This window comes from Pseudomonas sp. BYT-1 (assembly GCF_023611805.1).
In the GTDB taxonomy this organism is placed as follows: Bacteria; Pseudomonadota; Gammaproteobacteria; order Pseudomonadales; family Pseudomonadaceae; genus Aquipseudomonas; species Aquipseudomonas guariconensis.
In genome coordinates this window covers 3,155,973-3,178,475 of record NZ_CP072559.1, presented here as the reverse complement: position 1 = coordinate 3,178,475, position 22,503 = coordinate 3,155,973, and the positions used below count along the sequence as shown (strand labels likewise).

Genomic DNA, 22,503 nt, shown 5'->3' with positions numbered 1-22,503 from the left:
TGGCACTGCGCCAATTCAGGGCGTACTCACACACAACAGGCCATCCAGTACAGAGAGGGTCGAACCATGTCGTTGATAGGAGTTTCGCTATTGGAAATGCGCCAGCTGATCGAGCAGGCCTGTCTGCCCGACCGCTGCGAGGTCAGTTGCCCGGACGGCGTCAGCCTGACCATTCGTCTGGGCAATGAACAGGGGCTTGACGATTGCCTGACCGTCACCGGCATTCCCCTGGACAGCCTCAATAGCTGTCGTGATGTCCATGAACTGGTGAACCAGTTGCGCAAGGATCAGCGCCTGGGTCATCCGCACGTGGCCAGGGCCATCGCCTGAAAGGCTCGGCAGACCCGGTCAGCCAAGGCTGGCCGGGCGCACATACTCAGGCATCAGCCCGTTGAACCAGAACAGGATCATCGACACCAGGATGGTCACCAGCAACAGCAGTCCCACACCCCAGACACAGGTTGCGAACAGCAGGGCCTGTTCCTTGCGAAGCCGCAGAAACGTCTGCAAGCCGCCATAGAGCAATACCGTGGCATAGGCCGAGGCTGCCAGCAGGGCCAGCACGGCCAGCCAGCGCATCGGCACCAGGCCCACCACGCCCGCGACGAACCAGGGCGTGGCGCAATAGGCGGCAAAGCCGATGCATTGGTTGAGGGTGGGTTGGGCGTCGAAACCTCGTGACATCCAGCGGATCATCACGCCCATCAACATGACGCCGACCACGGTCGTGGCGTACAGAAGGCCCGCCAACTGCGCAGCGCTGACCAGGCTCAGGCGTACGCGATCCTCCGCGGCCAGGCTCCAGCCGAACGTGGTGGTGCCGATGAACAGGCACACGGCCGGGATCAGCGCCAGTGCCAGCAGGCGTGGCAGGTATTGTTGCGGGTGGGCTTCCTCGGCACGGCGGATGTCCAGCCAGGCGGCACCCGGTTGAGTGAAGAGCTTGAGCAAGGGGCTGTTCATGGCAATCTCCTCGAGGGCAAGCGTGTCCTCTTTTTATGGAGAAGCCCCAGCGCCCAGGGTTCAGGTTATCTGTCGCCCGTTGATCGCTTCACTGCAGCTCAAGCACCAGGTTCATGCCGCCATCGCCGCATTTGGCATGGTCACGCACCACGCCGTGATAGCTGCGTCCGTCCCAGACGAACGCCACGCTGTGGGCGCGGTCGAGTTTTTCCGGCAGCGGTGGGTCGATGTGCAGGCGCAGCGCCGGGCAGCCTTGCAAGTTGAGCGCGGCTAGCTGGACCTGGCATTCCACGCGATGAGCCACCGGGCCGAACAGCGTATCGCGGACGAAGTCCAGCTCCAGGCTGGCGCAGGGAGCGCGGTAGTGGGCCTTCATGGCTGACACAGCGGACGTAGGGACATGACGGGCTCCTGGGAGGATCGCGGAGGTATCTATCATTCGAAACCTCTCCCGGGGTGTTGTTCAAATTATTTCTATTTCATCGAGCGTTTATTTTTGCGCTGTCAGGACGGGGCCTGGTTTGGCGGTGAACCCGCTCCTCAGGGGTTAGGGTGATCCTTGCGGGAGCGGGGTTACCCGCGAATGCTCTTAGGGCTGACGCTCGGCCACGGCCTTCAATGTGCGCAAGGTGACCAGCGGCGCATCCACCACGAACTGATTGGCCAGCCATCCCGGCACGTCGCCCGCCGGGTCGGCCTGCAGTTGATAGCTCACTTCGGTTTCCTTTTCCCCCAACGGGCGCATGGTCCATTCCCCGCGCAGTCGGCGTACGCGGATCAACCCTGGCGCTGCGGGCACCCTACCAGGTTCGGCGCTCAGGTAGCGCACCAGGGTCCCATCGTTCAGGCGCTCGGTGCGCACGCGCAGCACGATGTCCCTGGGGTGGGCCGGCCAGGGCAGGTCGGTGACCAAGTAGACCCAGGTACTGTCGCCCTCGACTTCCAGCAAGCGCATCTCAGCGCAGGCATATAGCCATTTGCAGGCCACCCGCAGGTTCTCCTGCAGGTCAGTGAGGGTACGCACGCTTGCCTTGATGCGGGTCACGCCGCGAAACGCCTGGTAGGGCGAGCCTTCCACAGCGCTCAGATAAACGTCGACGCCATCCTCCTGATGCGCCAGGCGCCAGTCGGCCGCCACCAGCAAGGGGGCTGGCAACAGGAGCAGCAGGGCGAGCAACAGACGATACACCAGGGGCATGGACGCAGGTCCGCAAGCGGTGGGGTGCAAAAAGTATGGACACAAACGACAAGCCCGCCATGAAGGCGGGCTTGTGAGACATCAGCCTGGACTCAACGCTGTGGGTTGAGCGTCAGGTGCACGTGGCGGTTGACGTCCTTGTACAGCAGGTAGCTGAACGGGCCAGGGCCGCCGGCATAGCAGGCTTGCGGGCAGAAGGCACGCAGCCACATGAAGTCACCGGCTTCGACTTCGACCCAGTCCTGGTTCAGGCGATACACCGCCTTGCCTTCCAGCACGTACAGGCCGTGTTCCATGACGTGGGTTTCAGCGAACGGAATCACGCCGCCTGGCTGGAAGGTCACGATGTTGACGTGCATGTCGTGGCGCATGTCGGCCATGTCGACGAAGCGGGTGGTGACCCAGCGGCCTTCGGTGCCCGGCATTTCGATGACGGTGGCGTCCTTGCGGTGGGTGACGAAGGATTCCGGAACAGCCAGGCCTTCGACCTTCTGGTAGTGCTTGCGCAGCCAGTGGAAGGTGACGTTGGACTTGCTGTTGTTGCGCAGACTCCAGTCGGCGCCCGGGGCCAGGAAGGCGTAGCCGCCAGGGACCAGGGTGTGGTGCTTGCCTTCGACGGTGATGTCGATCTCGCCTTCGACCACGAACAGGACCGCTTCGGCGTTCGGGTCCAGCTCAGGACGCTCGCTGCCGCCTTCCGGGGCAACTTCGACGATGTACTGGGAGAAGGTTTCGGCGAAGCCGGTCAGCGGGCGGGCGATGACCCACATGCGCATCTTGTCCCAGAACGGCAGGTGGCTGGTGACGATGTCACGCATCACGCCCTTGGGGATGACGGCATAGGCTTCGGTGAACATGGCACGGTCAGTCAGCAGCTCGGTTTGGCCTGGGTGCCCACCGTGAGGGGCGAAGTACGAATGATTCGACATGGAGAGTCTCGACTTGTTGTTCTTTCCCCGTGCCGTTGAACCGCACCGGCCGGTGCGCCGCAGGGGATGCACGGACAGGATATGAGCCTTTCCGTGGCATCCACAAATTAAATGTTGAAATGTCCGGTATTTATTCAGTGAATGTCGACCAGGCGCCCGGCATGGGCTTCTGGCAGGCGATCGCCCTGGCCGAACAGCTTGTGGCGCAGGGTTCCCTTTTCATAGGCCAAGGGATAGCGGCCGCGGCGTTGCAGCTCGGGTATCAAGAGCTCGACCACATTGGCCAGATCGTCCGGTTGCACCGCGTAGGTGAGGTTGAAACCGTCGATGCCGGTCTGGTCGAGCCAGGTTTCCAGCTGGTCGGCGACTTCTTGCGCCGAGCCCACCAGCACCGGTCCCCGGCCGCCCAGCCCCACGAACTGCGCCGCCTCGCGTACTGTCCAGCGCCGGTCGGGGTCCGCGGCGGTGAAGGCGGCCAGGGCCGCGCGGCCGGCGTCGTTCTCCACATATTCGATGGGCGCGTCGGGCTCCAGGCCTGCGAAGTCTATGCCGGTCCAGCCCGACAGCAGGGCCAGGGCCGCCTCCAGATCGACATGGCGGCGGTAGTCGGCAAAGCGTGCCTGGGCTTGTTCGTGCGTCTGGCCGACGATCAGCAGGGCCTGGGCATAGATGAGCACTTCATCGCGGCCACGCCCGGCGACCTCGCTGGCCTGGCGGATGCCGTCGGCATAGCGGCGCAACACGGTGGGTGTCGGGCCACTGATGAATACGCATTCGGCATGCCGCGCGGCGAACTGCTGGCCGCGCGCCGACGCTCCGGCCTGGAACAGCACCGGGGTACGTTGGGGCGAGGGCTGGCACAGGTGCATGCCAGGCACCTGGAAGTGCTCGCCAGCGTGGCCGATGGGGTGTACGCGCGACGGGTCGATGTAGCGGCCGGTCTCGCGCTCGAGCACCACGGCATCGTCGTCCCAGCTCTTTTCCCAGAGCTTGTAGAGCACCTCGAGGTATTCCTCGGCCAGGTCGTAGCGCTGGTCATGACCCAGTTGCCGGGCCAGGCCCAGGTTGCGTGCGGCGCTGTCCAGGTAACCGGTGACGATGTTCCAGCCGACTCGGCCGTTGCTCAGGTGATCGAGCGTCGACATGCGTCGGGCGAAGGGGTAGGGGTGTTCGTAGGTCAGCGAGAAGGTCACGCCGAAGCCCAGGTGTTCGGTCACCCCGGCCATGGCTGGCACCAGCAGCAAGGGGTCGTTGACCGGGACCTGCACGCCGCCACGCAGGGCTGCGTCCGGCCCGCCTTGGTAGACATCGTAGATGCCCAGCACATCGGCAATGAACAGGGCATCGAACAATCCGCGTTCGAGCAGGCGAGCCAGGTCCGTCCAGTATTCAAGGCGGTTGAAATCCACGCTGGTGTTGCGCGGATGACGCCAGAGGCCCGGTGACTGGTGGCTGGCGGCGTTCATGCTGAAGGCGTTGAAGCGAATCGGGCGCGGCATGCGGAGCTCCTTGGCGTCAGGGCAGGACGGAAGCCGGGTAGACCGCGTCGGCCACCTGTAGCTTGCGCGGAATCAGGCCCAGGCTCTGGAAGGTGTCGGCCAGCTTCTGCTGCTCGGCGACAATCTGTGGGGTAATGGCCACGGCGTTGTAGTTGCGCCGTTCACTGGCCACCTCCAGTACGTCGGCACCGATGCCCAACTGCGGCGCCAGCAGGTTGGCGACCTCGGCAGGCTTGGCATTGGCCCACTGGCTGACCTTGGCCAGTTCGTTGAAGAAGGTCTTGAGCAGGTCGCGGTGCTGGTCGGCGAAAGCGGCGGTGGAGAGGTAGAACGTCCGGTTGTTGGAAAGCCCGCTGCCATCACGCAGGTTTTTCAGGCCCGGTTGCCGTTCGGCTGCGGCCAGGAACGGGTCCCACAGGGTGACAGCCTGCACGCTGCCCGACTGCAGGGCGGCCACGGCGTCGGCGGCGTTGTTGACGTAGGCGGGGGTGATGTCCTTGTAGCTCAGGCCTGCCTGCTCCAAGGCCACGGCCAGCAGGTACTGGGCGTTCCAGCCACGGCCGGTGGCCACGCGCTTGCCCTTGAGGTCTTCGACACGGGCAATGTGGTCTTGCTCGCGCACCACCAGCCCGATGCCGCGGGGGTAGGGTTGTTCGGCTGCCAGGTACACCACCGGTTTGCCGGCCGCCTGGGCGAACACCGACGGTGCGTCGGCAGCGTGGCCCAGGTCGATGGCGCCTGTACTCAGGGCTTCGAGCAACTGTGGCCCGGCGGCGAATTCGTGCCAGGTGACTTTCACGCCTTGCGGCGCCAGCGCTTTTTCCAGGGCGCCGCTGCCTTTGAGGATGTTGATGCTGTTGAACTTCTGGTAGCCGATGCGCAAGGTCTTGGCGTCTTCAGCCAAGGCGTTGGACCAAGGCAGCAAGGCGCTGGCGACACTGGCCAGCAGGCCGCCAAGCAGCAGGCGGCGAAGGGGAGAGAAGGCACGGGCGGGCACGGGAAGATCTCCTGGAAAGGCTTGGGTGGGGTGTTCTCCAGCCTAAGGAGGCGCGCGAGGGCTTTCAATTTTTTAATTCCATTTAGTTAGAATGTTTTGTTCTTTATATATCGTTTTGTTTTTCATAGACGGCCGGCCGCGTAGGGCTGACAACATTTTTTTCACATCCTCTTGCTAGGATTTCGCCTCTTCCAAGGAGACGATCAATGGCACGAGCCCTACGCGTACGCGCTGTGAAAGTGTTGCTGGCCGGCACCGCCGGCGTGCTTGCCAGCGCGCTGGGGTTCTTTGCCTGGCAGAGTTTTTACCCCGTCCAGGCCGCCGATGGCTGGGGTGTTCAGGTACTTCACCGCTCGGTGGACAAGGCCGCGTCGCTGCTGCCCCAGGCCGACGGCAGTCTGTTGGTGAGCCGCGAGCTGGACGATGGCCGTGGCAGCATCCTGAAGATCACCGCCGAAGGCGATCGGGTCGTCATGATCGAGGGCTTGTCCAAGCCTGATGGCATGGTGGCTGCACAAGGCGGTTGGGTGTTCAGCCAGGAGGGCGGCAGAGCACCGGTCAGCCTTGCTCGGGATGGCCAGGTGACCCATCTGTTCGATGGCGAAAGCGTGCAGGGTTTGTGGAACGACGGCGATTACCTCTATGCCATCGAAGACCGCAAAGGCAATGGCCGCTTGATGCGCTACGACTGGCACAGCGGTCAGCTCGACATCCTGCGTTCAGGCCTGACCGAAACCGAGGGCCTGACCCGCTGCAGCGATGGCCGCCTGCTTTACACCGAAAAGGGCGCCGGGCAAATCCGTGCGCTGAGCGAGGATGGCCAGGACCCGGTGGTGGCCAGCGGCCTGCGCAACCCCACCTTCCTGCTCTGCGACCAGCGTGGCCTATGGATCAGCGAAGATTCCACCCACCGCGCACGGTTGTTGCGCATCGACGCCCAGGGGCAGCGTCACACGGTGCTGACCTTCCTCAAGGCGCCCCAGGCCATCGTTCCCGACGGCAAGGGTGGCTACCTGCTCGCCGAAGGCGGGCGAGACCGGGTGCTGCGCCTGACGCCACCGATCGATACCAACACCGCCCAGGCGCAGGATGTGGCACCGGACGTGCCAGGGGCCTGATCAGCTGGGCAGGCGCTTGCCGCGCCCCGGCAGCAAGCCGAGCACCAGCATGCAGCCCAGCAGGATCACCCCACCGCCCACGATCTGCAGAAGGCTCAGGGCTTCGCCGAGGAACAGCGCGCCGATCAGCACGGCCACCAAGGTCACCACGAACTCCACGCTGATGGTACGGGTGGCACCGATGCGCGCGACCAGGCCGAAGTACAGCACGTAAGTAGTGGCGCTCATCACCGCGCCGCTGATGGCCAGCAGCAGCCAGTCGCTGGCCTGGGGCACGGTGGGTACAGGCACCACCCACAACAAGGGCAATGTCAACAGGCCGCCAGCGAGAAAGGCGCCGCCGGTGACCGTCCACGGGTCCTGGCCGCGCAGGCGCAGGCTCGCATAGTTGCTGCCGAACGCAGCGCACAGACAGCCAAAGACCGAAGCGATGCAGCCGTGGATGAAGTCTTCGGTCACGGCCTGCGCCGGGAACCCCACCAGCATGACGATGCCAAGTACGCCCAACAGCAGGCCAGCCAGGCCCTGGGGGGTGATTTTCTCGAGGCCCCAGACGCGACCGATGATCATCGAGAACAGCGGAATGGTCGCCACCAGAATCGCCGACATGGCGGTGCCGATTCGCGGTGTAGCGTAGGAAAGACCGATCAGTTGCCCGGCCACCGTGGTGGCGCCCACGACTAGCAGCGGCTTGAGCAAGGGGCGCAGGCGCAGCGCCCGCCCCAGCAGCGCCGCCAGTACGGCCAGCGTGCCGCCGGCGATCAGCGAGCGCAGGCTGACCGCGCCGACCCAGCCGAAGGCATGCACGACCTTGAGCACCACCAGAAAGGACATCCCCCAGGTGATGGCCAGGAACGAATAGGCGGCAAGGTCGCGCGGTTGCATGGGGCAGGGTCCGTCCGGGAGAGGAAGGCAGGCTAGCGGGTGGGCGCGAAGGGGAGCAAGGGGGCGGGGTGTGGTTGGCGCGTCTGGTGTGAATCCTGTCGCAACCAAGCGGCTGTTCAGGGATCCAGTTGGGGGCGGGACAGGCCCAGGTTTACTCGCGAAAAGGGCACTACAAGACTTGGCGTTGGGCAACCAGCAACAGCGACTGCGGTACCGGGCTTTGCGGGTGCTGCGGCTCCTGCAGGCTGACCAGGCGCAACCCGGCCATGTCCAGGGCATTCAACCAACTGGCGAGGGTGCGGAAGTACCAAGGCATCGGGGCCCACTGCCCGGCAAATCCGGCGAACGTTTCTTCGCGCCATCCATCCTGGTAATCGCCATTGGCCATCGTCCAGGGATGCAGGGTCTGGATCACCATTGCGCCGTCTGGGGCGAGCAGGGCGCGCATGGCGTCGAGCAGCGGAATGATGTCCTGATGCAGCAAGGCGAAGTTGGCGCACACCAGGTCGTACTCCTGGCCGACGTCTACCTGCCTTTGCGCCAACTGCTCGTAGGTCGCCTGGTATACACGGCTCGCCCCGGCAGCCTGCGCGGCCTGAACCAGCGTCTCGTCACCATCCACGCCCGTCACCTCGATCCCGCGCTCGGCCAAGGCGCGCAACAACCAGCCCTCGCCACAGCCCAGGTCCAGCACGCGCTCAGGCTGGCGGCCCAGCACCGCGAGCAGGATGGCCTGGTCGGTGACTTGCCGCCGACTTTCGATGGCACCGCTGCGCACGGCGGCTATCCAGGCTTGGGCGTTGTGCTGCCAGCTTTGCAGCAGTGAAGCGTCAGGTGTGGGCATCGGGCGTGTCCGCTGAGGGGTCAAGCACAAGGATAGGCCGGATCGCGCCACCCAAGGCGCAGGGCTTCTGGCATGATGCTCGGACTGCGTGTATTCGAAAGATGAATCTTGCCTATGACAGACAGTGCGAAACCCAATAGATCGATCTATGACCTGGATCTGCTACGGGCCGTGGTGATGGTGGCCGATTGCGGCAGTTTCACCACAGCCGCTGCCAGGCTTCACTCTACCCAGTCGACAGTCAGCCAGAAGGTGCGGCGGTTGGAGGAAATGGTCGGGCATCAGTTGCTCGATCGCAGCAACCGGGAAGTGCATCCGACCGATGCCGGCGAGATGCTGTTGGGTTATGCGCGGCATTTGCTGGCCGTGAGCAACCAGCTGAGCGAGGCGCTATCCGGCGGCGTGACGGTGACCGTGCGCATCGGCTTGCCGGACGATTTTGTCGCCGGCAAGACGATGGCGTCGCTGGCGGCGTTCAATCGCAAGCATCCCAAAGTGAAGCTCGAGATCACCGGCGGCCTGAGCCGAGACCTGATGGGCAGCTACGACCGTGGCGAGCTGGACCTGGTGCTGGTCAAGCAACGCCGTCACAGCCGTGAGGCCAATGCCTGCCAGCCGGAACGCATCGAATGGATCGACAGCGCGCAGTACCCGTGCTTTGCCCAGGACCCGATCCCCTTGGTGACCTTCCCGCCGCGGGGCCTGTATCGAGACGACATGATCAGCGCGGTCGAGGCCATGGGGCGTAGCTGGCGCATCGGGTTTACCAGCTCGAGCCTGGCCGGTATCCAGGCGGCGGTGGCCAATGGGCTGGGGGTCAGTCTGCTGCCGTCCCGGGTGGTCACGCCTGGGCATCGGGTCTTGGGCGCCGAGGAGGGTTTCAAGCCGATCAAGGTGTTCGAGGCGGCGATCTTCTACCGGCCCACGGCCGACCCGATGGTCAAGGCGCTGGCGGACATCCTGATCGGCATCCTGCGTGACGAAGCACCTGAACCGGCCTGATTCCGTCCAGGGGCCGACTCAGCGGCGCATCTCACGACTGAACTGAGCAGCCTTGAGCTGCAAGATGGCGGGCCCGCCCCAGAACGCCCCATGGCGCACGATCAGTCGCTCGTGCAGCGCCGCCGCCACCGCTGCCGCCGCGTTCGGTGCCTTGAACAACAAGAAGCTCGCCTCGTTGCCCACCTTCAGGCCGTAGTCGGTCTTGCCCATCACGGCGGCGCTGGCCTCGGTGGCCATGTCCAGCGCAACCCGCAACTCCTCGTCGGTATTGAACCCAGAGCGATAGCTGACCAGCATCGCGCGCTGCAGCATGTCGCCGTTGCCATAGGGCCACCAGGCATCCTGGATGTTGTCGTTGCCGGTGAACACCCGCACCCCCCCTGCACGCAGGCGCAAGACCGGCGGAAAGGCATGCTCGCCAGGCGCATTGGTCATGATCGAGACACCTGCGTGGGCCAGTACCTGCGCGGTTCGGTCAACCACCTGCTCGGACACATCTCCCAACCCATACGCATGGCTGACCGCAACCAGGCCCTGCATGCCCAGGGCGCGGGTGCGTGCAGCGATGCGTTCGAGCTGGGCAATGCAAATCTCGCCCGGTTCATGGAGGTGGATATCGGCCTTCACCCCATGGCGCTCCGCGATGCCGAAGATTATGTCCAGCTGTGCTTCGGCATCGCCGTCCAGCGTCGTCGGGTCGATGCCGCCGACCACTTGTACACCCTCACGCACGGCAGCTTCCAGGATTTCGGCGGTACCGGGGCAGGACACCACGCCCGCCTGGGGAAAGGCCACCAGTTCGATGTCGATCAGGTCCTTCCAGTTATCCCGTGCTTGGAGAATGGCGTTCAGATGGCTCAGCCCAGTCGTGGCATCCACGTCCACGTGGCAGCGCATGGCGAGCGTGCCATAGGTGGCGGCCTGGCGGATCAGGGCATCGGCACGGTCGAGGATCGGTGGGGCGCTGGCCAGTTCGCGTTTTTCCACCGCCAGGCGCTCGCGCAGGGTGGCGACGTTCTGGTGCGGTCGCCAGCGGTCGCCAACGAAGCTCTTGTCCAGGTGGATGTGGCCATCGACGAAGCCGGGCAGGGCCAGCAGGCCTTCCAGGTCGATGGTCTCGGCTGCGGCGACGGCGGCGCGCTGTGGACCGATGTGGGTGATACGTCCGTTCTTCACGGCGATGTTCAGGGGCAGGCCATCTGCGTCGATGGCGTTGATGAACTCACGGTCGTTCATGGCTGGCCTTTTATCATCGGGGCCGGTTCGACGAAGCGCACGGTGGCGGGCGATGGCCCCTGGGTTAGATGTAGCGACACACGGTAGGGAATCTCCAGGGGCCTCACAAATTAAATATCGGCATCGATTGCAGTGCGTTTCTGGATACAGGCAAGCGGTATCGGCGTGCATTAAAAAGCCCACTGGAGTCGATTCCGATATTTAACTTTCAAAGGCCTCAGGCAAGGCCCAGGATTGCATCCCAGAGCGGTCAAGCCACCGCTCACCTGGGTCTGCGGGGCGTCTATCGCGGCGTATTGGGCCCAGTCACCCAAACAATAAAAACAAACGCTGTGGGCAGGGTCACCTGATCTAACGGGTGATGCTGTGCAGCGTGTCAGGGTCCATTCATGATCAAAGACTCCAAGCTACTGCGTGCTTCCCTCATCTTCATCGCCTGCACTTCATTCATCGTCTGCGGTGTACAACCAATCTTCATGGGGTTGGTCACCGAACAACTGAACTTGTCGCTCGATCAACAGGGCTGGGTCGTCTCGGTAGAGATGATCGGCATGACCCTGGGCACATTGCTGTGCCCGATCGTGATGAAACGCCAGGGTGGGCGCAGCCTCTGTCTGTGGGTGGGGTTGCTGTGCGTGGCGCTGAGCATGGCCACGGCCTTTGCGCCGAGCAACGGCACGCTGCTGCTGGTACGCCTGGCGGCGGGCACGTGCGCCGGGTTGATCTATGCCTATGCGGTGTCCACGTTGGGTCGTTTGCCCAACCAGGACCGCTCGTTCGGCCTGATGCTGTTGCTGCAGACGCCTGAGTACTCGTTGTTTTCCGCCGCCTTGCCCCTGCTTGCGGCCCAGAGCGGCACGGTGACGGCGCTGTGTTCCTTTGGCCTGTGGTACCTGCTGATTTGCGGCGCGAGCCTTGCGCTGCCACGCAAGCCCGCGGCGCTGATCGGTAGCGGCGAGGGGACGTGCGCCCAGGGCGGTTCGTCGCGCATGGGGCGCAGCGCGCTGGTGGGCATGCTGTTCATGCAGATCGCCATCTATTGCGTGTGGGGCTTCATCGACCAATTGGCGCGTGACCAGGGCATCGACGGTGTCGATATCGGCTGGGCGTTTGGCCTTTCTGCGATCGGCGGCTTGCCGGGGGCGGGGCTGCCTAGCCTGTTGGGCGCGCGGGTCAACCGGCAGCTGATGATCGCCGTGGGCCTGGTGGCGATCTTCGTGTCGATCGCCATGCTGACGGGACACACCCGCACCCCGATGCAGTTATTCGTGGCGCTGCTGTTGATTAACTTCGGCTGGGTATTGTCGTTGTCGTACTACATGGCGTTGATCACTACCAATGACCCGACCGGAAAACTCACGCCCCTGGTGAGCATCACCCTGATGGGCGCGGCGGCGGTGACCCCAGCCCTGATCGCCTTGCTGGTGGAGGGATCGAATCAGCAGTTGATCTTCCTGTTGGGCACCAGCGCGCTGGTGATCGCGTTTGCGGTGACGTGCCTGGGTGGCCGCTCGAAGAGGGCTGGGGAGCGGTTGTCGGCTTCAGCTTGAGCCGCTCCCACAGGGACTGCGCCTCGATCTCAAGTCTGCTCAGTCCCTATGTATGTAAACAAAAACGTTAAATTAATCGCATAACCTACTGATATATAACGTATTAACGTTTTGCGATCGCATGCTGTACGCATTGCTCGTAGTACGTCTGCCTGATCGCCGCGGGCTTGAGCCGGGACTGGCTGTTGTAGGTCTGCTCGGTGATGCCGAAGGCGGTCATGCGCATCCAGGGCTTGGGGAATTTGCGCGTCTGCAACTTCTTACGCGTGGCATACAGCGTGACGCCGGAAAGCTTGGCCTGCTGCGCATCGGCGGCGATTTGCGAACCCCAGTGGCATACCTGACGATCGTTCTGGTTCAGGGCCTTGGCTTGGGCTGCGAAGGCGGCCGTGGCCATCACACAGCCGGCGATCGTTGCTAGAAATACCCGCATGATGCTGTCCTAAGCTTATGAAGGAAAAGGGAGTTTGCCTTCACTTCTCAGGGCTGGGGGCCAGCAATTTGCCGTCAGCTGCGCACCAGAAGCATCGTCAGCAACACGCCGCCCAGCAATAGCAGGTAGGCGCGGGCATGGAGCGTATCGTTGATGCGTCCGACCAACGGTGCAGCCAGTGCCATCCCCAGCCAGGCGCCCGCCACCAAGGCTGTCGCGGCATACAGATTGACCAGGCCCAGATAGCCCACCCCCAGCGTCAGTTGCGCCTGAGGCAACAGGGCGTAGGTCAGCGTGGCCACCAATGCCATGGGCAACGACAGCGGATTGGCCATGGCCGTGGCGGTCAGCATGCTCGCGCCGCGTCGGCGCATCAACGGTACGGTCATGACGCTGCCACCAACACCCAACAACGCCGCCACCGCACCAATCGGCACGCCGATCAGGGTCGAGTGCCCTGGGCCCAACGGGGGACGCTGCGAGCGGGTCTTCGCGACGAAGCCTGGGCGAAACCAGCCATCGAGCAGGCTTGCCAGCACGTAGGCGACGAACAGCCAGCGCAGCCAGTCGCTGTCCAGCCAGAGCGCGGCGATGGCGCCGAGCAGGGCGCCAAGACCGATGCCCGGCACCAGCAGGCGCACCAGTGCCCAGTCCAGGCTCCCGGCGCGATGATGACGCCAGCTGGCCAGGGCACTGCTGACGATCATCACCGCGGCGGAAGTGGCTACGGCGATCTGCATCGCATGCTGACTGACCACGGAGCCCGCCTCATGACTGGCCAGCAGCAGCGCATAGAGCAAGGGCACCGCGAAGAACCCGCCGCCAAAGCCGAACAACAACGTGGTGACGCCTGCGCACAGGCCGAACGCGACGAGCAACGCGTAGAACATGCAACGCCCTCCAGAGCGGATTGAAGGCTGCACGATAATGGGCCTCGGTCTGGCCGGCTTGCGCGCGTTGGCCAATAATCGTTGTTTTTCGGCCAAGGCGATCGGCATGCGCAACATTCCTTTGCACACCGTGGACGCAACGCCCCGCCCCGTGCTTGCCATCGGCACCGACTACCCGCCCGGCACGCTGCTGGCGGCGCACAGCCATCGACGGGCGCAGTTTCTCTACGGCATGAGCGGTTTGATGGATGTGCTGACCGATGACGGCGCCTGGGTAGTTCCGCCCTACAACGGCGTCTGGATACCGCCCGGTAAGCGCCATCAGGTGCGTATGCGGGGTGTCAGCACACGCAGCCTCTACATCGAACCCGAAGCGGTGCCCAGGCCGGGTGAGCAATGCGAGGCCTTGCTGGTCAGCCCCTTGCTCCACGAACTGCTGCTGGCCAGTGCCGATGTCCCGGCGTTGTACGACACCCAGGGGCGCGATGGCTTGCTGGTTGCCTTGATGCTTGCTGAACTGAGCCGTGCCCGGCCATTGCCACTGTTTGCGCCGATTCCGCAGGAGCCACGCGTTGCGCAGTTGTGCCTGGCGTTTCTGGCTCAACCGGATATCCGCGTCACGCCACAGGATTGGGCGCATCGGCTCAATTGGAGCCTTCGTACCTTCACCCGGCGCTTTCGAACGCTCACGGGGTTGTCGTTCGCCCAGTGGCGACAGCAGGCATGCCTGATGGCGGCGGTGACGCGTCTGGCGGCGGGGGAGTCGGTGACACGGGTGGCGCTGGATTTGGGCTACGAGAGCCCGAGTGCGTTTTCCAGCATGTATAGACGGATGATGGGGGAGGCACCGTCGGCACTACGGCACACGGCGGTGTGAGGCAAAAAACGATCGCGGAGACAGGCACAAGCCAGCCGCCCGCTTCCACGGGAAGTGTTCTGGGACCAGCAGAGGGTGACCGGGGAAGCGGGGGCGACATTGCGCCGCCCCGCGATCAAAACTAACGAAGAAGAATCAGGCAGCCTGGTTGCGCTTGCCCTGGGATTTGCGCACCTGGGTGCGGCAGGCGTCGCCGAAGGCTTCGAAGATCTTGATCGAGTCAGGGTTCTTCGCGGCTTGCCATTCCGGGTGCCACTGCACGGCGAACAGGAACGGCGAGATGCTCGGGGCGTGGATCGCTTCGACCAGGCCGTCTTCAGCGTGGGCGATCGGCTCGATGCCTTTGCCCAGCTTGTTCAGGCCTTGACCATGCAGGGAGTTGACGCGGATCTCGTCGGTGCCGAGCTTCTCGCGCAGCCAGCTGCCTGGTTGGACCTTGACGCTGTGCACGGCCTGGTACTGGACCTCGACCGGATCTTCCGGATTCTCCCGGTGATCGTTGAAGCCTGGCTCGGCGTAGACCTTCTGGTAGATGTCACCGCCCAGGGCCACGTTGATTTCCTGCATCCCACGGCAGATACCGAAGATCGGCAGGCCACGGGCGATGGCCATTTTCACCAGAGGAATGTCGAACAGGTCGCGATCTTTGTCCTGGGCCTTGCCCGGGGTCTGGTTTTCCTGGCCGTAGAGGGCCGGGTCGATGTTGCTGCCCGCGCCGGTCAGGTAGACGCCGTCGGCCATGTCCAGGTAGGTCTCGAGGTCTTCGACGCCACAGCAGGTGGGCACGAGGACCGGGACGCAACCGGCGAATTCGACCAGCGGAGTGATGTATTTGTGGGTCATGACCTGATAGTCATGGCCTTTGCGCTCTTGGCTGCCCATGGTCATCAGGACGACGGGTTTGCGCAGGGAGGGTTGCTTGTTGCCAATGTTGCTGTTGGACATATGTCACCTTGGGACAGGTTCATCCTGTCGTTGTTGTGCAGGCGCACGGGCTCGGCCTTGAGTACGTCCTGAAACCCCGAGCACTGCCGGCTCGCCTGGCAGGCGATTCCGGTCGGGGCTTGTTCATAGCTTGCCAGAGCCGTTCGATATGTCAAACGAGTGGCGAGGGGTGAAGGCGCCGTTTTTCGGGGGGTTGAGGGCTTGGAGCCCTGCGGTGACAAGGGTTTGGCGGTGGGTTAGGTCAATAATATTTAACGATGCAGTTGGGTCTTTGCATGGGTGCAATGAGTGCCGGCGGGTACAGGAGTTTGGTGGTTTGCAATACCCGCACGAGGGGGCCTTCCCGTTCCCATCTCACTAAAAACCAGCCAGCTCCATCCGGACGCCAAAAACGCGGCGGGAGCAGGTTTACCCACGAATACGACGGTGCATTCACTATCGCATTGGCGGGTGAAACCCGCTCCCACAGGGGCGGTGCTTATCCAGAGAGGGAGCGCTGATGCGCGCTAGTGCAGGATTTGTTTGAGGAACGCTTGTGCCCGCTGGGTTTTCGGGTGGTTGAAGAACACCTCCGGTGGGCTGTCCTCGATGATCTGCCCGCCTTCCAGGAACAGTACGCGCTCGGCCACCTGACGGGCGAAGCCCATTTCATGGGTGACGCAGAGCATGGTCATGCCGGTACCGGCCAGTTGCACCAGCACATCCAGCACTTCGGCGACCATCTCCGGGTCCAGCGCCGAGGTGGGTTCGTCGAACAGCATGATGCGCGGCTTCATGCACAGCGCCCGTGCGATGGCCACCCGCTGCTGCTGGCCGCCGGACAGCTGGCTGGGGTACTTGTGCGCCTGGCTCTCGATGCCGACCTTGCTCAGGTACATGCGCGCCCGTTCCTCGGCGTCCTTGCGCGACAGACCGCGTACGCTGGTGGGGGCGAGCAGGCAGTTGTCCAGCACGCTCATGTGCGGGAACAGATTGAAGTGCTGGAACACCATGCCGATCTCGCTGCGCACCTGGGCGGCCTGGCGGCTGGTGGCGGCCAGGTCCGTGCCGGCTACGTGGATGCTGCCCTGTTCGGCGATCTCCAGACGGTTGATGCAGCGAATCAAAGTCGACTTGCCCGAGCCTGAGGGGCCGCAGAGTACGATGCGCTCGCCTTCGCGGACCTGCAAGTTGATGTCGTGCAGCACATGGAAGGCGCCGTAGTGCTTGTTCAGGCCCTCGATGCGGATCAGCACTGGGCGCGCGTCGGGTTCGGGGGTGACACTGGCAAGGCTCAGAGAGGCGGCGGTCATCTTGTTGTTCTCCCGCGTGGATGTTTAGTCGAAGCGTGCGGCGCTGTAAGGCGACGGGTCGGTGAAAGGCGCCTGGCCTGTGACCAGTTCGGCCAGCAGGCGGCCAGTGACCGGGCCCAGGGTCAGGCCGTGGTGGGCGTGGCCGAAGTTGAACCACAGGTTCTTATGCCGTGGCGCCGGGCCAATCACCGGACGCATGTCCGGCAGGCAGGGGCGCCGGCCGAGCCACGGACGGTCGTCCAGGCGCTCGCCCAGGGCCGGGAACAGCTTGCGAGCCAGGGCTTCGCAGCGCCCCAGCTGGATCTCGTTGCCGGGGGCATCGTGGGCGGCGAACTCGATCCCGGTGGTCAGGCGTACGCCACGCGCCATCGGAGCCAGAACGTAGCCACCTTGGGTGTCGCAGACCGCGTGGGCCAGTTCGGCGCCGTCCCGGGTGCTGTAATGCATGTGATAACCGCGCTTGATCGCCAGCGGGAAGCGATAGCCCAGGGGCTCGAACAGGTCGGCCGACTGCGGACCCAGGCAGGCCACCACCTCGTCGGCAATGACCGGGCCGCGGCGGCTGTTCACCTGCCACTGGGTGCCGACCTGACGCAGGCTGCGGGCATCGCCATGGATGAACTGCCCGCCGCGCTGGATGAACAGGGCGGCATAGCCGCGCGTCAGGCCGCCGGGGTTGTTGACGGTCTTCGGGTCCAGCCAGTGAATGCCGCCAATCACATCACCTTCGAGCTGATGCTCCCGGGCTTGCAGTTGGTCGCGTTCGAGAATCTCGTACTTCAGGTTGTAGCGGGCAAGGCCCTGCAGGTCGGCCTTGGCCTGGGCGAACAGGGCAGGGTCGCGGTAGACCTCGATCCAGCCCTTGGCCTGCACCAGTGCGCCAAGGCCTGCGGCGTCGATCAGGGCGTCGTGCTCTTCGACGCAGCGTTGCACCAGCGGCAGCATGTCGGCGGCGGCACTGGCCAGGCGGCCCGGCGCGGACTGCTGCCAATAGCGCAGCAGCCAGGGGGCGGCCTTGGGCAGGTGCAGGAAGCTGTAGCGCACGTCGGGTTGGCGGTTAAGTCCGTAGCGCAGCAAGGCGCCCAGGTTGCGAGGAAACGCGTAGGGGATGACGCTGGAGCGTTCGATCAACCCGGCGTTGCCATGGCTGGTGCCGCTGCCCGGCTCGTCGCGGTCGATCAGGATGACCTGGCGGCCTCGGGCCTGAAGGTGCAGGGCGGTACTGACGCCGACGATACCGGCGCCCAGAACGATGGTTTGGCAATGCATGGAGCGTATCCTTCGGTCAGTTCAGGTGGCGGCCCAGGCGGGCTTCCAGGTGTTTCAGGGCGCGGCGGACGATCTCCACGATCACCAGGTAGAGCACTGCGGCCCACAGGTAGATCTGGAAGTCGAAGCTGCGCGAGAACGCCAGCTTGGTCACGCCCATCAAGTCGTAGATGGTCACCAGCGAGGCGATGGCGCTGGCCTTGATCATCAGGATCAGTTCGTTGCCCAACGGGCCGATGGCCACCAGTAGCGATTGCGGCAGGATGACCTTGAAGAAGGTGGTCGAGCGCTTGAGGCTCAAGGCCCGCGCCGCTTCGTATTGGCCGGGGGCCACGGCCATCAGGCTGCCGCGGAAGATCTCCGCCTGATAGGCGGCGGTGTTCAAGGTGAAGGCCAGCAGCGTGCAGTACCAGGCTTCGCGGAAGAACCACCACAGGCCCATGTCCTGCCAGAAGCCCTTGAGCGAGCCCAGGCCGTAGTACAGCAAGAACAGCTGCGCGAGCAGGGGCGAGCCGCGGAAGAAGTACACGTAGCCCGCCGACAGGCGCTGCAGCACGCGGCTTTGGGACATGCGCGCCAGCGCCAGTAGCAGCCCGAGCACCGCGCCCAGGCTGAAGGAGATCGCCACCAGCTTGGCGGTCACCAGCAAGCCGTCGATGAAGCGCGCGCCGTAGCGTTCGAGCAGGTCGGGGTCGAGCACCATGGCCAGCAGTTGTTCGAAGCTCATGCCCGGGCTCCTTGCAGGTGACGGTTGCAGCGTCGTTCGATGAAGGCAAAGACCCGCCCCGACAGTGCCGAGAACAGCAGGTAGCCCAGGCAGGCGACGCCATAGAAGAACATCGGTTCCTTGGTGACACTGACCGCCAGGTTGGTCTGGCGCATCAGGTCGACCAGCGAGATGGTCGACACCAGCGAGGTGTCCTTGAGCAGGGACAGCCAGTTGTTCGACAGCCCAGGCAGGGCGATGCGGGTCAGTTGTGGCAGCACCACCTTGAAGAATCCGGTGCGTTTGCTCAGGCCCAGGGCCGAACAGGCCTCCAGCTGGCCTTTGGGCAGCGTCTTGAAGGCGGCCAGCCAGATTTCGCTGGAAAACGCGGCGAACACCAGGCTGAAGGCGATCATCGCGGCGAGGAAGGTGTTGATCAGCACCTCGCCTTCATAGCCCATCGCCGCCAGCAGCTTCTGTGCGGCGATCTGGCAGCCGTAATAGATGATCAGCAGTGTCAACAGCTCCGGCAGGCCGCGAAACACCGTGGAGAAACTGGTGGCCCAGGCGCGTGCAGCGCGCTTGCGCGAGCGCGCGGCGAGGGCCACGAGCAGGCCCAAGGGCAGACCGATGGGCAGGCAGGCCAGGGCCAGCGACAGGGTCACCAGGGCGCCGGCGAGCAGCGCCTGACCCCAGCCACCGCTGGCGAACGACAGCAAAGACAGTTGATCGAGCATGGAGGAGACTCCTCAGCGACATCGATATCGAAAGGCAACAGCGATCCTGTGGGAGCGGGCTTGCCCGCCAATACGTCGGTGAGTCCACTGCCGTATCCGCAGGTAAACCCGCTCCCGCAGGCGTCAGGTCAGTTGTAGATGTCGAAGGCGAAGTACTTGCTGGCGATCTTTTGGTAGGTGCCGTTGGCGACGATCTCGGCCAGCGCCTTGTTTAGACGCTCGCGCAGGGCGTCGTCGTCCTTGCGTACGGCGATGGCGGCGTCGGCCTTGGTGCCGTTGACGTCACCCAGGACCTTGCAGCAGTCCTGGCCGTTCTTGTTCATCCACTCGTGCAGCGGGAACTTGTCGGCGATCACTCCGTCCAGGCGGCCGGCGGCCAAGTCGGCGTTGGCTTCGTCCATGGTCGGGTAGAGCTTCACGTCGGCGCCGGCCTTGGCGTAGACGTCTTCGGCGTAGATGGCCTGGGTGGAGGACGACTGGGCCCCGACGGTGTAGCCCTTGAAGTCGGCCTGGGCGTCCTTGATCGGGCTGTCCTTGGCCACGGCGACGGTCAACGGGGTGCGGTAGTAGTGGTTGGTAAAGGCGATCTTCTTGCGTCGCTCCTCGGTGTCGATCATCGAGGCGACCACAGCATCGTATTTGCGGGCCATCAGGGCCGGGATGATGCCTTCCCAGTCCTGCGCCACCAGGGTGCATTCGACTTTCATCTGCGCGCACAGGGCGTTGGTGATGTCGATGTCGAAGCCATGCAGCTTGTTATCGGCATCGACATAGTTGAAGGGCGGATAGGCGCCCTCGGTCGCGAAGCGCAGGGTCTCGGCGCTGGCCGCGCCAGTCAGCAACAGGGCGCACACACCCACCACGGACAGGGTCTTTTTCATCTAACACCTCTGGACTTTCACTCTTGCTATTGTTGTTTTCCCGTTGGCCACGAGGTGTAGCCGACGAATGCGTTATGTAGAGCGGCAGTTGCTTCCAAGCGTCTTTCAACATCAGGTCCCAGCTTCCTGCAGACCTCGTTGACCATCAGGTGCACCCACGACAGCATTGCCGAGGTGGACTCCCAGAAGAGGTTGAATTCGGTGGGGATGCGGAACACCTCGTCGGCGTTGGCATCGGCCCAATCACAGAAGGTGTCGGTCACCAGGGTGACCGGAATGCCCGCTTCGCGTGCTTTGCTGCACAGCAGCAGGGCATGGCGGGAGTAACGGCGCGCCTCGAACACCACCAGGGCACTGTCCTGGGCAGGGCCCAGCAGCACGTCGCCGAAATGCCCGGCGCTGCCATCGACCAGCTGTACGCCATCACGCAGGTATTGCAGCAAATGGCTCATGCACATGGCCACGCCGCGCTCGGTCTGGAAACCTGCGATGAACACGCGGTGCTTGCTCGCCAGGCGCTGGGCGACCTGCTGCCAGGCCTGGCCGCGGCGGTACTCATGCACGCGCACCAATGCAGCGATTTCAAGGTCAAGACTGCCGGAGCTCTCGCTGTCGTCCTCGCCTTGGCGATACTCTTGCAGGCGATCTCCCACTAGCCAAGGGCCGTCCCCCAGGTCGTTCTGCAGGTCTTGCTTGAGCGCCTTGAGGTGGGCATAACCCAGGGAGCGACAGAAACGCCCGACACTGGATTCGCTGACGCCAAGCTTGGTCGCGATGCTGGCCGACGTCTGGAACGGCAACTCGTGCAGGTTGGCGAGCATGTAGCTGGCGATCTTGCGGCCCGAGGCTGCGGCGCTTTGCAGGCTGCTCTCGAGGCGTTGCTTGATCGGTTGGCTCATGGTCGACTCCGGGATGGGTGAGGCTTGCGATAGAAAATGGATGTTTTCTGTCATCAAGTCAACAATTGACAGATAGCTGTCATTCGCGGGATAAGTTTTGCCATTGCTTGCGCTGTAGCCATTCCACGTCCAAGAAGTACAAGAACAGGAGCTCCAGATGTCCGCACCTTCCGTAAGCCCCGTCGTGCGCGTGCCTTTCGCCGAGCTGCAGGCGTTGTTGCAACGCATCCTGCAGCGTCATGGTTGTGCCGAGCCGGTCGCCGCGGCGCTGGCTTACAACTGCGCCAGCGCCCAGCGCGATGGCGCCCACAGCCACGGGGTATTTCGTATTCCCGGTTATGTCTCGACCTTGGCCAGTGGCTGGGTCAACGGGCGCGCCGAGCCGCAGGTGAGCGATCTGGCCCCTGGCTATGTGCGGGTCGACGCCGGTGGCGGTTTCGCCCAGCCGGCGCTGGCCGCAGCGCGGCCTTTGCTGGTGGAAAAGGCGCGCAAGGCTGGCATCGCGGTACTGGCGATCCACAACTCGCATCACTTCGCAGCGCTCTGGCCGGACGTGGAACCGTTCGCCGACGAGGGGCTGGTGGCCTTGAGCGTGGTCAACAGCATGACTTGCGTGGTGCCCCATGGCGCACGCAAGCCTCTGTTTGGCACCAACCCGATCGCCTTTGCCGCGCCTTGCGCCGGGCACGATCCGATCGTCTTCGACATGGCCACCAGCGCCATGGCCCATGGTGATGTACAGATCGCCGCGCGGGCCGGCGAGCAACTGCCGCCGGGCATGGGTGTGGATGCCCAGGGTCAGCCGACCTGCGACCCCAAGGCGATTCTCGAAGGTGGCGCACTGCTGCCGTTTGGCGGGCATAAGGGCTCGGCGCTGTCGATGATGGTCGAATTGCTGGCAGCGGCCTTGACCGGTGGGCATTTCTCCTGGGAGTTCGACTGGTCCGGGCATCCGGGGGCGAAGACGCCTTGGACTGGGCAATTGATCATCGTCATCGACCCGACCAAGGCCGAAGGGCAACGCTTTGCCCAGCGCAGCCGAGCGCTGGTCGATCACATGCAGGAAGCGGGGCTGACCCGCATGCCAGGGGAACGGCGCTACCGTGAGCGCGAGGTGGCGCAGCGTGAAGGGGTGGCGCTGACCGAGCAGGAGCTGCAGGGGCTCAAGGCTTTGGCGGACTGAACGCGCCCGGGCCGGCCTTCGCGGATACAACCGCTGCTTTCACAGGGCTTGCGCAAGCCCCTGTGGGAGCGGGTTTAACCGCAAAAGGGGCAGCGCTGATGCCGAGTCAAAGGTGCGGCCCAGGGCTCCGTGCAAGGCTGCATTGAACACCTTGCACATCAGTGATGTTC

Annotated in this window: 24 protein-coding genes; 6 read left to right on the top strand and 18 right to left on the bottom strand. The window is 64.0% G+C overall.

Annotated features, from left to right (window positions below; translation table 11 throughout):
- The first annotated feature begins 66 nt into the window (after positions 1 to 66).
- Positions 67 to 330, top strand: coding sequence for a DUF1652 domain-containing protein (locus J5X93_RS14795; RefSeq protein ID WP_043211647.1), 264 nt, complete (start codon positions 67 to 69; stop codon positions 328 to 330).
- A gap of 18 nt (positions 331 to 348) precedes the next feature.
- On the opposite strand, the gene J5X93_RS14790 is transcribed toward J5X93_RS14795, so the two are convergent.
- From J5X93_RS14790 to J5X93_RS14765, 6 genes are all read right to left on the bottom strand, one after another.
- Positions 349 to 963: a Yip1 family protein gene (locus tag J5X93_RS14790; protein ID WP_043211649.1), complete on the bottom strand. Its 615-nt coding sequence runs from the start codon at positions 961 to 963 to the stop codon at positions 349 to 351.
- 88 nt (positions 964 to 1,051) lie between these two features.
- Positions 1,052 to 1,339 (bottom strand): hypothetical protein, encoded by a 288-nt coding sequence (locus J5X93_RS14785; RefSeq protein WP_043211651.1) that lies wholly within the window; start codon positions 1,337 to 1,339, stop codon positions 1,052 to 1,054.
- Positions 1,340 to 1,552: 213 nt separating this feature from the next.
- Positions 1,553 to 2,152, bottom strand: coding sequence for an START domain-containing protein (locus J5X93_RS14780; protein WP_411268918.1), 600 nt, complete (start codon positions 2,150 to 2,152; stop codon positions 1,553 to 1,555).
- 101 nt (positions 2,153 to 2,253) lie between these two features.
- The gene (locus tag J5X93_RS14775) at positions 2,254 to 3,090 is read right to left on the bottom strand and encodes a bifunctional allantoicase/(S)-ureidoglycine aminohydrolase (protein WP_043211653.1); all 837 of its coding nucleotides are present in this window, start codon (positions 3,088 to 3,090) and stop codon (positions 2,254 to 2,256) included.
- Positions 3,091 to 3,224: 134 nt separating this feature from the next.
- On the bottom strand, positions 3,225 to 4,589 hold the full coding sequence (locus tag J5X93_RS14770; protein WP_043211655.1) for an LLM class flavin-dependent oxidoreductase: 1,365 nt from the start codon (positions 4,587 to 4,589) through the stop codon (positions 3,225 to 3,227).
- 16 nt (positions 4,590 to 4,605) lie between these two features.
- On the bottom strand, positions 4,606 to 5,586 hold the full coding sequence (locus tag J5X93_RS14765) for an aliphatic sulfonate ABC transporter substrate-binding protein (RefSeq protein ID WP_043211657.1): 981 nt from the start codon (positions 5,584 to 5,586) through the stop codon (positions 4,606 to 4,608).
- Positions 5,587 to 5,792: 206 nt separating this feature from the next.
- On the opposite strand from J5X93_RS14765, the gene J5X93_RS14760 reads away from it, so the two are divergent.
- Positions 5,793 to 6,704: an NHL repeat-containing protein gene (locus tag J5X93_RS14760; RefSeq protein WP_090346494.1), complete on the top strand. Its 912-nt coding sequence runs from the start codon at positions 5,793 to 5,795 to the stop codon at positions 6,702 to 6,704.
- On the opposite strand, the gene J5X93_RS14755 is transcribed toward J5X93_RS14760, so the two are convergent.
- A complete protein-coding gene (locus J5X93_RS14755; protein ID WP_182943096.1) occupies positions 6,705 to 7,589 on the bottom strand; it encodes a DMT family transporter in 885 nt (294 codons plus the stop codon). It abuts the gene before it with no gap.
- 169 nt (positions 7,590 to 7,758) lie between these two features.
- On the bottom strand, positions 7,759 to 8,433 hold the full coding sequence (locus J5X93_RS14750; RefSeq protein ID WP_043214216.1) for a class I SAM-dependent methyltransferase: 675 nt from the start codon (positions 8,431 to 8,433) through the stop codon (positions 7,759 to 7,761).
- Positions 8,434 to 8,547: 114 nt separating this feature from the next.
- Between J5X93_RS14750 and J5X93_RS14745 the strand changes: the two genes are divergently transcribed.
- Positions 8,548 to 9,435 carry a LysR substrate-binding domain-containing protein gene (locus tag J5X93_RS14745; RefSeq protein WP_043214218.1) on the top strand — a complete coding sequence of 296 codons (888 nt, stop codon included), beginning with the start codon at positions 8,548 to 8,550 and terminating at the stop codon, positions 9,433 to 9,435.
- Between the two features lie 18 nt (positions 9,436 to 9,453).
- Here J5X93_RS14745 and J5X93_RS14740 read toward each other — a convergent pair whose 3' ends face one another.
- Complete coding sequence (locus J5X93_RS14740) at positions 9,454 to 10,671, bottom strand: amidohydrolase family protein (RefSeq protein WP_043214220.1); 1,218 nt, start codon at positions 10,669 to 10,671, stop codon at positions 9,454 to 9,456.
- A gap of 389 nt (positions 10,672 to 11,060) precedes the next feature.
- Between J5X93_RS14740 and J5X93_RS14735 the strand changes: the two genes are divergently transcribed.
- Positions 11,061 to 12,221 (top strand): MFS transporter, encoded by a 1,161-nt coding sequence (locus J5X93_RS14735; protein WP_090346513.1) that lies wholly within the window; start codon positions 11,061 to 11,063, stop codon positions 12,219 to 12,221.
- Positions 12,222 to 12,324: 103 nt separating this feature from the next.
- On the opposite strand, the gene J5X93_RS14730 is transcribed toward J5X93_RS14735, so the two are convergent.
- Positions 12,325 to 12,654: a hypothetical protein gene (locus tag J5X93_RS14730; protein ID WP_043214223.1), complete on the bottom strand. Its 330-nt coding sequence runs from the start codon at positions 12,652 to 12,654 to the stop codon at positions 12,325 to 12,327.
- A 74-nt stretch (positions 12,655 to 12,728) separates the two neighbouring features.
- Complete coding sequence (locus J5X93_RS14725; RefSeq protein ID WP_090346516.1) at positions 12,729 to 13,544, bottom strand: sulfite exporter TauE/SafE family protein; 816 nt, start codon at positions 13,542 to 13,544, stop codon at positions 12,729 to 12,731.
- Positions 13,545 to 13,650: 106 nt separating this feature from the next.
- Here J5X93_RS14725 and J5X93_RS14720 point away from each other — a divergent pair, with 106 nt between their 5' ends.
- Positions 13,651 to 14,421, top strand: a complete 771-nt coding sequence (locus J5X93_RS14720; RefSeq protein ID WP_182943098.1) for an AraC family transcriptional regulator — start codon at positions 13,651 to 13,653, stop codon at positions 14,419 to 14,421.
- A gap of 135 nt (positions 14,422 to 14,556) precedes the next feature.
- Here the strand turns inward: J5X93_RS14720 and J5X93_RS14715 are convergent, their stop codons facing one another.
- The 7 genes from J5X93_RS14715 to J5X93_RS14685 all read right to left on the bottom strand — a co-directional run bounded on the left by J5X93_RS14715 (position 14,557) and on the right by J5X93_RS14685 (position 21,150).
- Positions 14,557 to 15,366: a gamma-glutamyl-gamma-aminobutyrate hydrolase family protein gene (locus tag J5X93_RS14715; RefSeq protein WP_043214227.1), complete on the bottom strand. Its 810-nt coding sequence runs from the start codon at positions 15,364 to 15,366 to the stop codon at positions 14,557 to 14,559.
- A 506-nt stretch (positions 15,367 to 15,872) separates the two neighbouring features.
- Positions 15,873 to 16,658 (bottom strand): amino acid ABC transporter ATP-binding protein, encoded by a 786-nt coding sequence (locus J5X93_RS14710; RefSeq protein ID WP_043214230.1) that lies wholly within the window; start codon positions 16,656 to 16,658, stop codon positions 15,873 to 15,875.
- A 24-nt stretch (positions 16,659 to 16,682) separates the two neighbouring features.
- Positions 16,683 to 17,927 carry an NAD(P)/FAD-dependent oxidoreductase gene (locus tag J5X93_RS14705; protein ID WP_043214232.1) on the bottom strand — a complete coding sequence of 415 codons (1,245 nt, stop codon included), beginning with the start codon at positions 17,925 to 17,927 and terminating at the stop codon, positions 16,683 to 16,685.
- 16 nt (positions 17,928 to 17,943) lie between these two features.
- Positions 17,944 to 18,654, bottom strand: coding sequence for an ABC transporter permease (locus tag J5X93_RS14700; protein WP_070571366.1), 711 nt, complete (start codon positions 18,652 to 18,654; stop codon positions 17,944 to 17,946).
- Positions 18,651 to 19,370, bottom strand: a complete 720-nt coding sequence (locus J5X93_RS14695) for an ABC transporter permease (RefSeq protein ID WP_043214234.1) — start codon at positions 19,368 to 19,370, stop codon at positions 18,651 to 18,653. The genes J5X93_RS14700 and J5X93_RS14695 overlap by 4 nt, the downstream gene beginning before the upstream one ends.
- A gap of 128 nt (positions 19,371 to 19,498) precedes the next feature.
- Positions 19,499 to 20,251, bottom strand: coding sequence for a transporter substrate-binding domain-containing protein (locus J5X93_RS14690; RefSeq protein ID WP_043214235.1), 753 nt, complete (start codon positions 20,249 to 20,251; stop codon positions 19,499 to 19,501).
- Positions 20,252 to 20,277: 26 nt separating this feature from the next.
- A complete protein-coding gene (locus J5X93_RS14685; RefSeq protein WP_182943101.1) occupies positions 20,278 to 21,150 on the bottom strand; it encodes a MurR/RpiR family transcriptional regulator in 873 nt (290 codons plus the stop codon).
- Positions 21,151 to 21,307: 157 nt separating this feature from the next.
- Between J5X93_RS14685 and J5X93_RS14680 the strand changes: the two genes are divergently transcribed.
- The gene (locus tag J5X93_RS14680; RefSeq protein WP_102081890.1) at positions 21,308 to 22,333 is read left to right on the top strand and encodes an Ldh family oxidoreductase; all 1,026 of its coding nucleotides are present in this window, start codon (positions 21,308 to 21,310) and stop codon (positions 22,331 to 22,333) included.
- Positions 22,334 to 22,503: the final 170 nt, after the last annotated feature.